10 protein-coding genes are annotated in these 13,167 nt (G+C 53.9%); 2 read left to right on the plus strand and 8 right to left on the minus strand.

Annotation, left to right across the window (positions count from 1 at the left end):
• Positions 1-1,440: a dihydropyrimidinase gene (gene hydA / locus CIK78_RS04600; protein WP_096277664.1), complete on the minus strand. Its 1,440-nt coding sequence runs from the start codon at positions 1,438-1,440 to the stop codon at positions 1-3.
• A gap of 32 nt (positions 1,441-1,472) precedes the next feature.
• On the minus strand, positions 1,473-2,339 hold the full coding sequence (locus CIK78_RS04605; RefSeq protein WP_096277665.1) for a nitrilase-related carbon-nitrogen hydrolase: 867 nt from the start codon (positions 2,337-2,339) through the stop codon (positions 1,473-1,475).
• 588 nt (positions 2,340-2,927) lie between these two features.
• Here CIK78_RS04605 and CIK78_RS04610 point away from each other — a divergent pair.
• On the plus strand, positions 2,928-4,448 hold the full coding sequence (locus CIK78_RS04610; RefSeq protein ID WP_096277667.1) for an NCS1 family nucleobase:cation symporter-1: 1,521 nt from the start codon (positions 2,928-2,930) through the stop codon (positions 4,446-4,448).
• Positions 4,449-4,480: 32 nt separating this feature from the next.
• Here CIK78_RS04610 and CIK78_RS04615 read toward each other — a convergent pair whose 3' ends face one another.
• Positions 4,481-5,386, minus strand: a complete 906-nt coding sequence (locus CIK78_RS04615) for a LysR family transcriptional regulator (protein ID WP_096277669.1) — start codon at positions 5,384-5,386, stop codon at positions 4,481-4,483.
• 179 nt (positions 5,387-5,565) lie between these two features.
• Between CIK78_RS04615 and CIK78_RS04620 the strand changes: the two genes are divergently transcribed.
• Positions 5,566-8,274, plus strand: a complete 2,709-nt coding sequence (locus tag CIK78_RS04620) for an EAL domain-containing protein (protein WP_096277671.1) — start codon at positions 5,566-5,568, stop codon at positions 8,272-8,274.
• Positions 8,275-8,298: 24 nt separating this feature from the next.
• On the opposite strand, the gene CIK78_RS04625 is transcribed toward CIK78_RS04620, so the two are convergent.
• The 5 genes from CIK78_RS04625 to CIK78_RS04645 are packed head-to-tail and all read right to left on the minus strand — an operon-like array spanning position 8,299 to position 13,149.
• A complete protein-coding gene (locus CIK78_RS04625) occupies positions 8,299-9,312 on the minus strand; it encodes a CobW family GTP-binding protein (protein WP_096277673.1) in 1,014 nt (337 codons plus the stop codon).
• Between the two features lie 3 nt (positions 9,313-9,315).
• Positions 9,316-10,368, minus strand: a complete 1,053-nt coding sequence (gene moaA, locus CIK78_RS04630; protein WP_225734161.1) for a GTP 3',8-cyclase MoaA — start codon at positions 10,366-10,368, stop codon at positions 9,316-9,318.
• Positions 10,365-11,636 (minus strand): gephyrin-like molybdotransferase Glp, encoded by a 1,272-nt coding sequence (glp, locus tag CIK78_RS04635; RefSeq protein ID WP_096277675.1) that lies wholly within the window; start codon positions 11,634-11,636, stop codon positions 10,365-10,367. Before glp ends, moaA begins: the two co-directional genes overlap by 4 nt.
• Positions 11,633-12,259 (minus strand): molybdenum cofactor guanylyltransferase MobA, encoded by a 627-nt coding sequence (gene mobA / locus CIK78_RS04640; RefSeq protein WP_096277677.1) that lies wholly within the window; start codon positions 12,257-12,259, stop codon positions 11,633-11,635. The genes glp and mobA overlap by 4 nt, the downstream gene beginning before the upstream one ends.
• The gene (locus tag CIK78_RS04645) at positions 12,256-13,149 is read right to left on the minus strand and encodes a formate dehydrogenase accessory sulfurtransferase FdhD (RefSeq protein WP_096277680.1); all 894 of its coding nucleotides are present in this window, start codon (positions 13,147-13,149) and stop codon (positions 12,256-12,258) included. The genes mobA and CIK78_RS04645 overlap by 4 nt, the downstream gene beginning before the upstream one ends.
• Between the last annotated feature and the right edge of the window lie 18 nt (positions 13,150-13,167).

Consider the following 13,167-nt stretch of genomic DNA (forward strand, 5'->3'; position numbering starts at 1 on the left):
TTAACGTGCGACAGCCTTCGGGGCGTTTAACTCGGCCCGCTTGGCCAGAAGCTCAAATACACCGGGATAGGCGGGGCGTTTTAGATAGCGGCCTGCACCGCGTTCGGCGCGTAGCTCGCCATCTCGCCACACCCATTTCCCTTGGCTAATCGTGTGACGGGCGATGCCGCGGACTGTTTTACCCTCGAAGATGTTGAAATCGATGTTCTGGTGATGGGTCTTGGCGGAGATGGTGCGGGTGCCGTTGGGATCCCACACCACGATATCAGCGTCGGCACCGACTTGAATCGCACCCTTGCGCGGGTAGAGATTGAAAATCTTGGCGGTGTTGGTCGAGGTGATAGCAACAAATTCTTGGGGCGAAAGTCGGCCGGTGTTAACGCCTTCATCCCACAGCACGGCCAGGCGGTCTTCGACACCGGCGGTGCCGTTGGGGATTTTGGTGAAGTCATCCTTGCCGGCCGCTTTTTGCTCCTCGCAGAAGCAGCAGTGGTCGGTAGCGGTCGTTTGTAGGTTGCCGGATTGCAGGCCGTGCCAGAGTGCTTCTTGATGGCCCTTGGGCCGGAAGGGAGGGCTCATTACGTGGGCCGCTGCCGTTGCCCAGTCGGCGTGCTGGTAGACGCTGTCATCAATCAGTAAATGGCCTGCTAAACACTCGCCAAACACCTGATGGCCCTGTTGGCGGGCGTAGGCGATTTCATCCACCGCATCTTTGGTGGAAACATGTACCAGGTACACCGGCGCGCCTAGCGTGCTAGCAATGCGGATCGCGCGGCTAGCCGCTTCGCCTTCTACTTGAGGCGGGCGGGAAAGCGGGTGCGCCTCTGGCCCAGTTATGCCTTGAGCGAGCAATTTTTGCTGCATGTGGTACACCAGCTCGCCGTTTTCGGCATGTACCGTGGGAATGGCGCCTAGCTCTAGGCAGCGCGAAAAGCTTTCCACCAGAATATCATCGGTGGCCATAATGGCGCCTTTATAGGCCATAAAATGCTTAAAACTGTTAACGCCATGCTCGCGCACCAGAGTGCCCATTTCCTCTTTAACGCTTTCATCCCACCAGGTAATGGCGACGTGAAACGCAAAGTCAGTGGCGGCTTTTTCTGCCCAGCCTTGCCAGGTTTCGAAGGCTTCTAGCAGCGACTGGCCGGGGCTTGGGATGACAAAGTCAATAATCGTTGTGGTGCCACCTGCCATAGCCGCGGCGGTGCCGGTGTAAAAATCTTCGCTGGCCACCGCGCCCATAAACGGCATCTGCATATGGGTATGCGGGTCGATACCGCCGGGCATTACCAACTGATGGCTGGCATCAACCGTCTCACAGCCTTCAGGGATGTCTAGATCCGTGCCAATGGCATGAATCTTACCGTCTACGCAGAGCACGTCGGCCCGGTAGGTGTCTGCGTGAGTGACCACCGTGCCGCCTTTGATTAATAAGCTCATCGTTCGCTCCTTGGATGATTGTTTGGACAGTGCTATTCGCCGTCGGTGAGACGGGTGTAGGTTTCCGGGCGGCGGTCGCGGAAGAACTGCCAGTTGTTACGGGCTTCTCGCACCATGTCCAAATCAATCTCGTGGACGAGGAGTTCATCGTTGGTTTCGCTAGCCTGAGCTTCGATTTTGCCGCGGGGGTTGACGATGTAACTGGAGCCGTAGAAATTGCCGATATTCCACGGTGCTTCAGTGCCTACACGGTTGATGGCAGCAATAAAGCAGCCGTTGGCTGCCGCAGAGGCGGGTTGTTCAAGCTCCCAAAGATATTGAGAAAGCCCCGCCACGGTGGCAGAGGGGTTGAAAATCACTTCGGCACCGTTGAGCGCAAGCGCCCGCCAGCCTTCGGGGAAATGGCGGTCATAGCAGATATACACGCCAATTTTGCCGTAGGCAGTATCAAACACCGGCCAGTTGGATTGCCCAGGTTTGAAGAAGAACTTCTCCCAAAAACCGGCCACTTGAGGGATATGCGTTTTGTGGTATTTGCCCAAGTAGCTGCCATCGGCATCGAACACGGCGGCGGTGTTGTAGTAAACGCCGGTTTCGGTTTCTTCATAGATCGGAACAATAATGACCATGCGGTGCTCAGCGGCCAGTTTTTGCATCATCTGGCAGGTGGGGCCTTCGGGTACGCGCTCGGCGGCGGCGTACCATTTGCCGTCTTGGCTGGGGCAAAAGTACGGCTGATTAAAGACTTCCTGAAAGCACAGCACCTGCACGCCCTGGTCTGCGGCTTGCTGAATCATCGGTAGATGGGCTTCGTTCATCGCGTCACGAATGGCCGCGGGCGAAAGCTCGGTGCTGGTTTTTAAGCCCATTTGAATTAAGCCGATTTTCATCTTCTGCATTAGACGCTCCCTCTAATTGTTGGTGTAAAGCGTTTGTTTCAGTCTTAAGCGTTGTCTAATAAAGCTGACAATCAAGACAGCTTTTCTTAAAAGTATCGTTGGCTTGGTAGTTTTGGCAAGTCATCATTTATTGTTTTTTAAATTAACGTTAACTCTTTGAGTTTGTTTGATTTTATTTATATAAATAGCAGTGTTCACTCTTTTGGTGATCATGCGCACTGTTTTGGAATTTTTTATTAATTGTTTTGAATCATGCTGTTATCTATTTTAGAGGGCTTATTTTAAATTCTGAGATGTTTAAAGTTGGTGCAAATATTTTTTTTGATCTAGCTTTGTTTAGTCGACGTTTGTTCGAGAGGTAACATCGTCAAAGGTAATGATCTAATAATAATATTGTTGTCCATAAAGGCAGCTTTTTAATCAATGAGTTAATTGGCATGCTCGCTTAGCTAGGCACACTTATTGCTTTGAATCCTGTCTAGGAAACTTCACTGACCGTGGGGATTAAGGTTTGTCAGGATTTAGCCGCTGTCGCTAGCGTTCAGACACCGCCTGGGTTGGACAACGCAATGCTGAGGAGATACAAAAATGCCAGAAACAACCTCTCAGATGGTGGATCGAGATGGTCTGATTGAGCTTGAGGTAGGGGACGATGTACGCAACAGTTCGCGTTTTAATGAAGATATTGCACCGACCCAGGCTAGCGAGCGCACCTGGACCAAATGGAATATCGCCGCCCTGTGGGTCGGCATGTCGATCTGCGTGCCTACCTACACACTGGGCGGCGTTTTAACCGCCTATTTTGGTTTAAGCGTGGGCGAGGCGTTATTCGCTATTCTGTTGGCGAATATCATCGTGCTGATCCCGCTGACGTTGAACGCTTTTCCAGGCACCAAGTTTGGTATTCCTTTTCCCGTGGTTTTGCGTTCTTCATTCGGCATTTTAGGCTCTAACGTGCCCTGCCTGGTGCGCGCATTGGTAGGCTGTGGCTGGTTTGGTATTCAAACGATGTTTGGCGGTCTGGCGATTCATCTGCTGCTTTCAGAACTGGTGCCTGCTTGGGCAGCATTAGGTGGGGTTGGTGAAGTTATTGGCTTTTTTGTCTTTGGCGCGATGAACCTTTACGTGGTTATTCGCGGGGCTGAATCGATCAAATGGCTGGAAACATTGGCTGCGCCGCTGCTGCTAGCGGTGGGTATTGGGCTAATGATGTGGGCATGGCCGAATATGTCGATGACCGAGCTTCTCGCGCAGCCGCCATCGCGCCCTGAAGGGGCATCGGTTTACGGCTATTTTTTCGCGGGCTTGACCGCTATGGTCGGTTTTTGGGCCACGCTATCGCTTAATATCCCCGATTTCAGCCGCTTTGCGAAAAGCCAAAAAGACCAGATTGTTGGTCAAGTAATCGGCCTGCCACTGACGATGTTCTTCTTTGCAGCTCTCGGGGTAGTGTTGACTGCCGCGTCTGAGACGTTAGTGGGCCAAACCGTTGCCGACCCGGTGCGCTTAATTGGCTATATCGACAGCCCCTTCTGGGTCGTGATGGCGATGCTGCTGATCATTATTGCTACCATTTCTACGAATACCGCCTCGAATATTGTCTCGCCCACCAACGATTTCCAAAACATTGCCCCTAAGCTGATTAACCAAACGCGCGGTGTATTGATCACTGGGGCTGTTGGGGTGCTGCTAATGGGTTATGACCTGCTGCAAAAGGCGGGTGTTATTCCTCCTGGGGTTTCCCTTGAACAGATGTATTCCAACTGGCTGCTGGGTTATTCAAGCCTGTTAGGGCCCATCGCTGGCATCATGGCAGTGGACTACTTTCTGATTAAAAAGCAGCGTTTGGATGTGCCGAGCCTGTACATGGATGATCACGCCTATCCTGCTGTGAACATCGCTGGCTTTATTGCTTTTGGTGTGCCGGTGCTGCTCACGTTAATGTCGCTAGTGACAGACACGATGAACTGGTTTTATGACTATGGCTGGTTCACAGGCTCAGCGCTTGGAGCCATCGTTTACTACGTGGCGAGCCAAGTGTTGTCATCGTCGCCACAGGTTGGGCCGGTACCCATCATGGCGCGTGACGCAGCAGAGCAACGTTCATAAAACGCACTGTTTTTTGCTTACTGTTTTTTTGCTTACTCTGCGTTTTTAATAAAACTTAAAAACGCATCCACTACGCGATTAGGGCGCCGGTCGTGGCGGGTGATGAGTACAAAGGGGATGCGATAGTGCTGGGCGCTTGCATGTAGCGCCCGCATCTTGCCGGCGGCCACCCACTGGGCAGCCACGTGTTCGGGTAGGAAACCGATAAAGCGCCCGGTAAGAATCAGAAAGGCCGCTCCTTCGCGGTCTGATGCCGAGGCGCGCAGGCAAAGCGCATCATGCGCCTCGCGCGCTTTTGCAGGAAGCGGGTAGCGCGGTGAAATAGCGGGGTGCTGGGCAATATTGGCATTATCAAGAATGTCATCAGGCTCAGAAAAAAGCGGATGCTCTGCCGCACAGTAAAGATACGAAGGCTCGTCGTAGAGGTGTCGCGTTTCTAAACTGGTCGGTAGATTCACCGCGGGCACAACGCCAACGTGAAGATGGCCATCCATCACGCCACGAATTACCGCATCGGAAGGCTCCATATGAATATGCAGCGTGACATCATGCGCCGGTGCACTCAGCTCGGCCAGCGCATTGGTGACATGCATGGCCGGTAGCGTGACCAAATTATCGGTAATGCCAATGTTAAGCTCACCTTTTATGGTTTGATGCAGAGCATTTACATCGCTTTTAAAGGTTTCCAACGCAGTGAGCAGCGTAAGCCCTGCCTGATAAATCTCTTTACCCTCTTCGGTTAAGCTAAACCCGCCACGCCCTCGCTGGCAGAGAGAGAATCCTAGCCGCCCCTCCAGGTCGTTCATATGCTGGCTAATCGCCGAGCGACTAATGCCGAGCGTCGTTTCAGCCGCGGTAAAACCGCCGCATTCGACAACCGTTTTAAAAATACGAATTAAGCGTATTTCGTAGTCGCTCATTTGACCTAGCGATGCCATCACAGCCCCTGGGTATCTAAATAATTAATATATAGTGCCATGCTTTTTTAATGAATCAACTACGATAAAAACTGATATACATGGCATAGCCGCTTGTTGTGAGTGGGGTATAGCATTTCTAATTTTTCTTAAACTGTACTAGGTGTTTTCATGGCATACCTAGATAAGGCCCCTGTGCGATGCCCGTCATCTCTATTGATGCAAAAGACGATGTGCTGAAAGCGACGGCTACCTACCGCCAGCAGCGGCGACATGTGATAGCGCTATATGTGCTAGCGCTTAGCATCATTATGGCGCTTTTCGGTTGGCTGTTGAGTGAGCAGTATAAGCAAGAAATGGCCGCCGCAGAGTCGCATATTAATGCCCGCGCCAATGTCGTTATGGCGTGGGCAAAAGGAGGCTTTTCTCAAAGTGGGCAAGCTCTGTTCGGATTAACCGAACTACTCGCCTTACAAGATATATCGGATAGCAATACTAATCCGCAGCTTCAACAAGCGTTAGAAAATCTCACCCAGTACGTGCCCCTGATCGACGAAATAGTTCTTTTTGATATCCAGGGGCGCTTGCTGGCAAGCGGTGGCGGAAAGTGGAATACACGTTTTAATATCAGCGAGACAGCGTTTTTTAATGCCTTGACGAAGGAGGGAGAGCGGGAGCTGATTACGCCGTTGCAGGTATCGACCGGTGATCAACGTCTCTACTTTTACCATGGAAGGCGATTCGAGAACTCCAATAGCGGCGTTGCAGGTGTCGTAGTGTCACGCATCGTACCGGGCGTATTTACCGACGTGCTTGAGCAGATGAATGTCTATGACGGCGAAAGCATTACGCTAATCGACACCGATTTAAAGCTGATCGCTAGATATCCGCCATCAGAGGGATCAATGGCTATTGGTAGTCAAATCGTTAGCCCTAATATGACGCAATGGTTAGACAGTGGCGAACCCGCGCTTGCACTAAAGGGAGTGTCACCTATTGACGGCCGCATGCGGCTGATGCGCATGCAGCGAGTCGGAGCATATCCCATGCTGGTCATTGTCGGTATTGATCTGCATGCGCTGCTAGCGGATTGGCGCCAACGGACGTGGATTTTTGTGCTGATAGTAGCTGTGATGGCGCTGCTAGGGGCTTGGGGGGCGCGTCATTATCTAAGCCGTTTAACGCTAGCGGATCAATTACGCCAGCGCATTGAAGAGCGAGAACAGGCGCGTGCTGAAGCGCAAGTCGCTGCCGCCGCCTTTCAAACACACTTAGGCATTTTAATTACCGATGCTCAGGGCTTGATTCTGAAAGTGAATGACACCTTCACGCGTATTACCGGTTACAGCCAAGTCGAAATTGTCGGTAAAACCCCGCGCGTCTTTAGCTCCGAGCTACATAATGCAGCATTTTATCGTCGTTTATGGAAGCAAGTGCTCAAAACCGGCAACTGGGAAGGCGAGATATGGAATCAGCGCAAGAACGGTGAGCTGTTTCCTGAGTGGCTCACGGTGAGCGCGGTTTATGGCAACGGCGGCGTGTTGACGCATTACGTGACTACGATGAGCGATATCAGCGAGCGCAAAGCCGCTGAGCAGGAGATTCATCAGCTGGCATTTTATGATTCATTAACGGGGCTGGCGAACCGGCGCCTATTTCTAGATCGCATGGATGCTGCGCTCAAAGCGCTTCAGCGCCATCAGCATGGTGTCGCACTGTTGTTTATCGATATTGATAACTTTAAGCAAATTAATGACACCCTTGGACACTACCAAGGGGATCAGTTATTGCAGTGTGTCGCTCAGCGGATGGGCCAAATGCTGCGCGATACGGACACGCTAGCACGCTTGGGAGCCGACGAGTTTGCGGTGTTAATTGAAGGTGCTGAGAGTAGCCGTACTCAAATCACACAGCTTGTTGAGCGTATTGGGCATAAATTATTGGCAGTACTCAATGAGCCCATCTTACTTGGTGAAGAGACTGTTACGATCACGGCCAGTATTGGTATTGCGGTGATGGAGGGCGATGAACACAGCGTCGATGAGTATTTGCAGCAGGCGGATCTGGCACTCTTTAAAGCCAAAGACAATGGCCGCCACACGCTGTGTTTTTTTGATCCCGCCATGCAGGCAGCGCTGTTGGCCCATGTGAAGTTAGAGGCAGATTTACACCAGGCACAGGAAAACCAGCAGTGGTTGCTTTACTACCAGCCTCAGGTCAACTCCTGCGGTACGATCATTGGCGTAGAAGCGCTATTACGCTGGGAGCATCCAGAGCGTGGCATGGTGTCTCCCTGTGAATTTATTCCGTTGCTAGAAAGCACTGAATTGATTAATGACGTGGGTGAATGGATATTGGCCGGTGCCTGTCAGCAATTAGCGCGGTGGGCGCAGCATCCGCGTTTAAGCACGTTAACCATATCGGTCAATCTTAGCCCGCAACAGTTTCGCGATAAGCATTTTTTATCCCGTGTAGAGGGGGTTTTTGCCCGCACCCAAGCGCCGCTTAGCCGCTTAAAACTAGAAGTGACTGAGTCACTGTTCGTGGCAGCCCAGGATGAAACTCGGCATAAAATGCTCGCCTTAAAGGCGCAGGGCGTGCGCTTTTCGCTGGATGATTTTGGCACCGGCTATTCGTCATTGGCGTATCTGGCTCAGCTGCCGTTGGATCAATTGAAAATCGACCAGTCGTTTGTTCAACAGGTACTGGATAGCCAAGCGAATGCGTCCATTGTGGAAAGTACGATTGCCCTGGCTGGTAGTTTAAATCTAGAGGTCATTGCGGAAGGAGTGGAGACAGAAGCACAGCAGGCGTGGCTATTGGCTCATGGCTGCCACGTTTACCAGGGCTATCTGTTTGGGCAACCGGTAACCGTAGATGAAATGGAAAGACGGATTGAAAAAGTCTGAATGCTCAGCGCAGCTGTCAGCCTGTTAACTGACGGGCAGGGCGCATAGGTGGGGTTCAAGATCCAGGCTAGGGGTGGGCAGCGTGTCGGGAAGAATCATTTCCAGTCGAGAGTCTTGCCGCCATGCGCTGCTTTCAATGCTGAGTGTGCCGTCCGCACGGTTAAGGCGCTTCCAGCCATTATCGGTATGAAAAACGCCTTTAATGCGCGCCTCTCTTGGCAGTTCCCCTAGATGCGCGGCGAGGCTGTCCAGGTCAAAGCGCTCGCTGGGATGCCAGCGTAGTCCTGTGCTGGTATAGCCTAGCGACGTGCCGGTTTCACGTTGGGGTTTGCCCGGTGGCGGCGGGAAATCAAAAAACGAACCCGCTAGGCTGGGCATTGCCGCGAGCTGCTGATGACTGCCTGGCATTTCTTGGCCGCGAACAGCGGCGCTGCTACTTTGAGTGAGCAGCGTGAGCGATAGTTCGCCTTGTAAGGTTTCCTGCACCCATTTGCGCGGAGGCCAGCGCTCGGCGACAAACGCATGGGCAGCCGCTAGCTGGCCTGAAGTGCTCTGGTCGAGCATCGTAAGCGCCACGGCGTCTGCCATATCGAGCTGATCGAGGAAGGTGTCGTGCTGGCGAGCGCGGGCGTCATCCAGGCGGCGCGGGTCGAGAGTGGCAATAATGTCGCGCACGTCGACCACATCGTTAAATGCCTCACCACGCAATAAGTCCAGCAGGCCTGCGGGGTGTCCAAGGCCTGAAGGCTCAATGATTACCCGGTCGGGTTTGCTACGTGCCAGTAAATTAACCAGAGCCGCTTGCAGTACAAACGCCAATTGACAGCATAAGCAGCCGCCAGGCAGGCCTTTTACAACGACATCATCGCGGGCATCAAACATCGCCTGATCGATGCCGATTTGACCAAACTCGTTGACTAAAATTGCCCATTTTTCATCCACAGGCTTTTGCTCGATCAGGCTGTGGATAAGCGTGGTTTTGCCGCTACCTAGAAAGCCAGTAATAATATGCACAGGGACTTTCGTTAACGCTGACAAGGCCTAGCCTCCTGTCATATTCATAAAGCGTACCACCTGCACATCGCCATCGGTGGTGAAGTGATGGCGCTCCGGCTTAAGCGGCAAGGCATCAATGATGGCCTGCTTAAGTATCTGCATATTGCCCGGATGGCGGCGCAGCACGGCGCGAAGATCTACTGAATGTTCATTGCCTAAGCAGAGCAGTAGACGGCCTTCCACGGTGACCCGTACGCGGTTGCAGGTATCACAAAAGTTGTGGCTATGCGGTGAGATAAATCCAACGCGGCTTTCGCTGTCGAGCATCTTAAAGTAGCGCGATGGGCCCGGTGTGGTTTCGGCCGTGGCAATCAGCGGGTAGCGGGACTCAATCATCGCCTGCACGTCGTCGCTGGAGTAGAACGTCTCCGCCCGTGAGTGATCGGAGACATCGCCCAGCGGCATTTCTTCGATAAAGCTAATGTCCAGGCCTTCTTGGCGGGCAAAGGTGACCAAGTCGATCACTTCATCGTCATTACGGCCTTTTAAGATCACCGCGTTGAGCTTAATGCGCTTAAACCCAGCTTCCTGAGCGGCGTGAATGCCGTCAATCACTTTGGCGAGATCGCCGGTGCGAGTCAGCTGCTTGAAGCGTTCCGGAACCAGTGAGTCCAAGCTAATATTGAGACGCCGCAGGCCGCTGGCATACAGCTGTTTAGCGTGCTTACGCAGGCTGGCGCCGTTCGTGGTCATGGTGAAGTCGGTAAGGCCCGGCATGGCGCCGATCTCATCGACCAGTTGGTCAATGCCGCTGCGCACGAGCGGTTCGCCACCGGTAAGGCGAATCTTTTCAACCCCCAGCTCGGTGAAGGCGCGGGCCACCATGGCAATCTCTTCCAGCGTCAGTACCTGAGCACGAGGCAGAAACGTCATCTCTTCGCTCATGCAGTACACACAGCGGAAATCGCAGCGGTCGGTGACCGAAATACGCACGTAGCTAATACGGCGGCCAAAATCATCAATCAGTGGCTGGTCAGCATGTGGTTGGTCAAAATGTGAGTGGCCAGCGCGTTGCTGAGTCGTTCGTTGCTCGGTCATAGCCATCCCGTTAGTGGTTGTATGCTGACTACCTCGCCTGGTTGTGCGCCGTCTTGGTCATCGGCAAGTTCAATCAAGCAATTAGCAGCCACCATCGAGGTTAAAATACCCGAACCCTGGGCGCCGGTGCTACGTACGTGTAACTGTCCTTCTCCATCAGTATGGTAGACACCGCGAATAAAATCAGTGCGCTTTAAGCGGCTTTTTAAGACGTCATCGGCAATCGCATAAAGGCGATGGGGCGGTGAAACCGGCAGCCCTTGAAGTCGATCCAGCAGCGGCGTCACAAACTGTAGAAAGGTTACCATGACCGCCACTGGATTGCCGGGAAGGCCGACGAACGGCGTGTGCTGTTCGCCTAACCAGCCGCAGGCCATGGGCCGGCCTGGGCGAAGCGCTACGCGCCAGAACGCTAAGCGGCCCAACTGCTGCAGCGCGGTGCGGGTAAAATCAGCCTGACCCACGGATACGCCGCCGCTGGTGATCACCAAATCGCTTTGCTGGGCGGCTTGCTCCAGCGCTGTTTGGATAGCGTCCTGTTCGTCCGGCAAAATGCCGAGATCAATCACGTCAGCGCCGTACTCGGCAAGCATGCCGATCAGCGTAAAACGATTCGCGTCATAAACCCCGGCCGGAGCAATAGGCTCGCCGGGGGCCGTGACCTCGTTGCCGGTCGAGAAAATCGCCACCTTCGGGCGTTGGCACACGGTAACCGTGGCATAGCCTAGCGACGCTAATAAGCCCAGCTTGGCGGCATCGAGTCGCGAACCTGCCGCAAGTGCCGTATCGCCAATCGCCATGTCTTCACCGGCCTGGCGTACATGCTGGCCGTGCTTGAGGCGCTCAGGCGACTCAATAATCACATGCTCAGGCTGTTCGTCTGACGGTTCGCGCAGCTGTTCACTCATCACCACTGTGTCGGTGCCTGGCGGCAATGGGGCGCCGGTGGTAATGCGTACACAGTGGCCGGCAGGCACCATTTCGCTGCGATACTGGCCTGCTAATACCTCTCCGGCCACGGGCCAATGGGTTTGCTTGGCCCCAACACCTTCTCTCGCCAAGGCCAGCGCCACGCCATCCATCGCCGCATTGGTATTTTGCGGCACGTTAAGCGTCGCCAGCACAGCGGTGGCCAAGCGGCGGCCATGGGCCTGTGCCAGAGGCACCTGTTCGCTGTCTAGCGGGCGCTCAATCAACGTAGCGAGCGCTTGACGGGCTTCGTCAACGCTAAGCATTTTCTCACCGAGATCAAAGCAGGAGAGCGTCACGTTGCCTCCTTGCCTTTAGTCGACAGCAGAACAGTTTCAAGGTGCAGCTTTTCCTCTTCAGTGTTGAGGTTAGCAAAGGCCTCGGGGCAGTCGGACATATCGACTTTGCACCAGTGATGGCGCGCATACCAGCGGTCGATTTTGCGCTCACCCTCGGCCAATACGGCGGCTAAGTCATCGGCGAGTGACGTACGCAGCAGCGCTACCACGGGGTGCAGCCGCTCACCGTCAAAGGCCACGCCAATATCATGATCGCCAATCCCTGCGACCAAACGTGCTACTAAGTCATCTGACAGGGCGGGAGAGTCACAGGGAACAATCAGCAGCCAAGGCGTTTTGGCTGCGCGCAGCCCGCTATAAATCCCCATGAGCGGGCCTTTGAAGCCTTCGTCGGCGCCCTCTATTACCAGATCAGCGATCACACGGTCAGCAAAGAAGCGGTAAGCATCGGCATTGCGATTGGCATTAATCAGCAGTTCGCCTACTTGGCCCTCCAGGCGTTTAACCGCATGGGCGACAAGAGGTAAGCCCGCAAAAGGCTCAAGTCCCTTATCGCGACCGCCCATTCTACGACCTTCGCCGCCGGCTAGAATCATACCGGTTAGTTCTTGGGTAGGAATCATGAGCGTGCCTGTGTTGATGAATGTGCCTGCTTTGATGAGCGCGCCTGTTTTGATGAATGTACTGTGGACGGTCGCTCAGGAATCGCGTCCAGCGTCAGGCGATGCTGGGTATTGATCGACTGAAAATGGCGGCCTTTAGCGCGGGCGATAAGCATCACGCCAAAGCGCTCGGCCAGCTCAACGCCTTTTTGCGTTACGCCTGAACGCGACACCAGTACGCTAATCCCCATTTGCGCCACCTTTAGCACCATCTCTGACGTCAGCCGCCCTGTGGTATAAAAAATATCTGCATTGGCACTATCTGCCTGCTGAAGCCATTGGCGCCCCGCCAGGGTATCTACGGCGTTGTGTCGCCCAACGTCTTCGACAAAATCGAGCACCTGTGCTTGATCGCAAAGTGCGCAGCCGTGAACGGCGCCAGCGCTCCGGTACGTTTCATTATAGGCGTTGAGATTTTGCAACAGCTGATAAAGCGTCGATTGTGCCAGCTGCGTATCGGGCAGCGCCATCAGCGCGGTTTGATCCAACAATTTACCAAACACCGTGCCCTGGCCGCAGCCGGTGGTGACCGTGCGAGTACTTAAGCGTGCTTCCAGGTCTTCAGGTAGGTGGCGGGTAACCACCACGGCGGCTTCTACCTCCCAGTCGACCTGCACGGCAGTCAAGTCCTCGGCAGCTCGCAGCAAGCCTTGATTGCGTAAATAGCCGACCACCAGCGCTTCGGGGTCGTCACCCAGGGTCATCAGCGTGACAATTTCGCGCTTATTGAGATACACGGTTAGCGCCCGTTCAGCGGCAATCGCCTGCTGGCGCGTATCGCCATATTCGTCAACGATGCTAATCTGAGTAGTAGCCGGTAAGCGGGCTCGGCTTAACTGAAGGGCAGGCATCCATGAACCTCGCTAAAT

This window comes from Halomonas sp. JB37 (assembly GCF_002332255.1).
GTDB lineage: Bacteria > Pseudomonadota > Gammaproteobacteria > Pseudomonadales > Halomonadaceae > Vreelandella > Vreelandella casei.

Excerpts from the sequence above, each read along its gene's own strand:
- hydA (WP_096277664.1), bottom strand. The coding sequence starts at position 1,440 with ATGAGCTTATTAATCAAAGGCGGCACGGTGGTCACTCACGCAGACACC.
- CIK78_RS04605 (WP_096277665.1), bottom strand. The coding sequence starts at position 2,339 with ATGCAGAAGATGAAAATCGGCTTAATTCAAATGGGCTTAAAAACCAGC.
- CIK78_RS04610 (WP_096277667.1), top strand. The coding sequence starts at position 2,928 with ATGCCAGAAACAACCTCTCAGATGGTGGATCGAGATGGTCTGATTGAG.
- CIK78_RS04615 (WP_096277669.1), bottom strand. The coding sequence starts at position 5,386 with ATGGCATCGCTAGGTCAAATGAGCGACTACGAAATACGCTTAATTCGT.
- CIK78_RS04620 (WP_096277671.1), top strand. The coding sequence starts at position 5,566 with ATGCCCGTCATCTCTATTGATGCAAAAGACGATGTGCTGAAAGCGACG.
- moaA (WP_225734161.1), bottom strand. The coding sequence starts at position 10,368 with ATGACCGAGCAACGAACGACTCAGCAACGCGCTGGCCACTCACATTTT.
- mobA (WP_096277677.1), bottom strand. The coding sequence starts at position 12,259 with ATGATTCCTACCCAAGAACTAACCGGTATGATTCTAGCCGGCGGCGAA.
- CIK78_RS04645 (WP_096277680.1), bottom strand. The coding sequence starts at position 13,149 with ATGCCTGCCCTTCAGTTAAGCCGAGCCCGCTTACCGGCTACTACTCAG.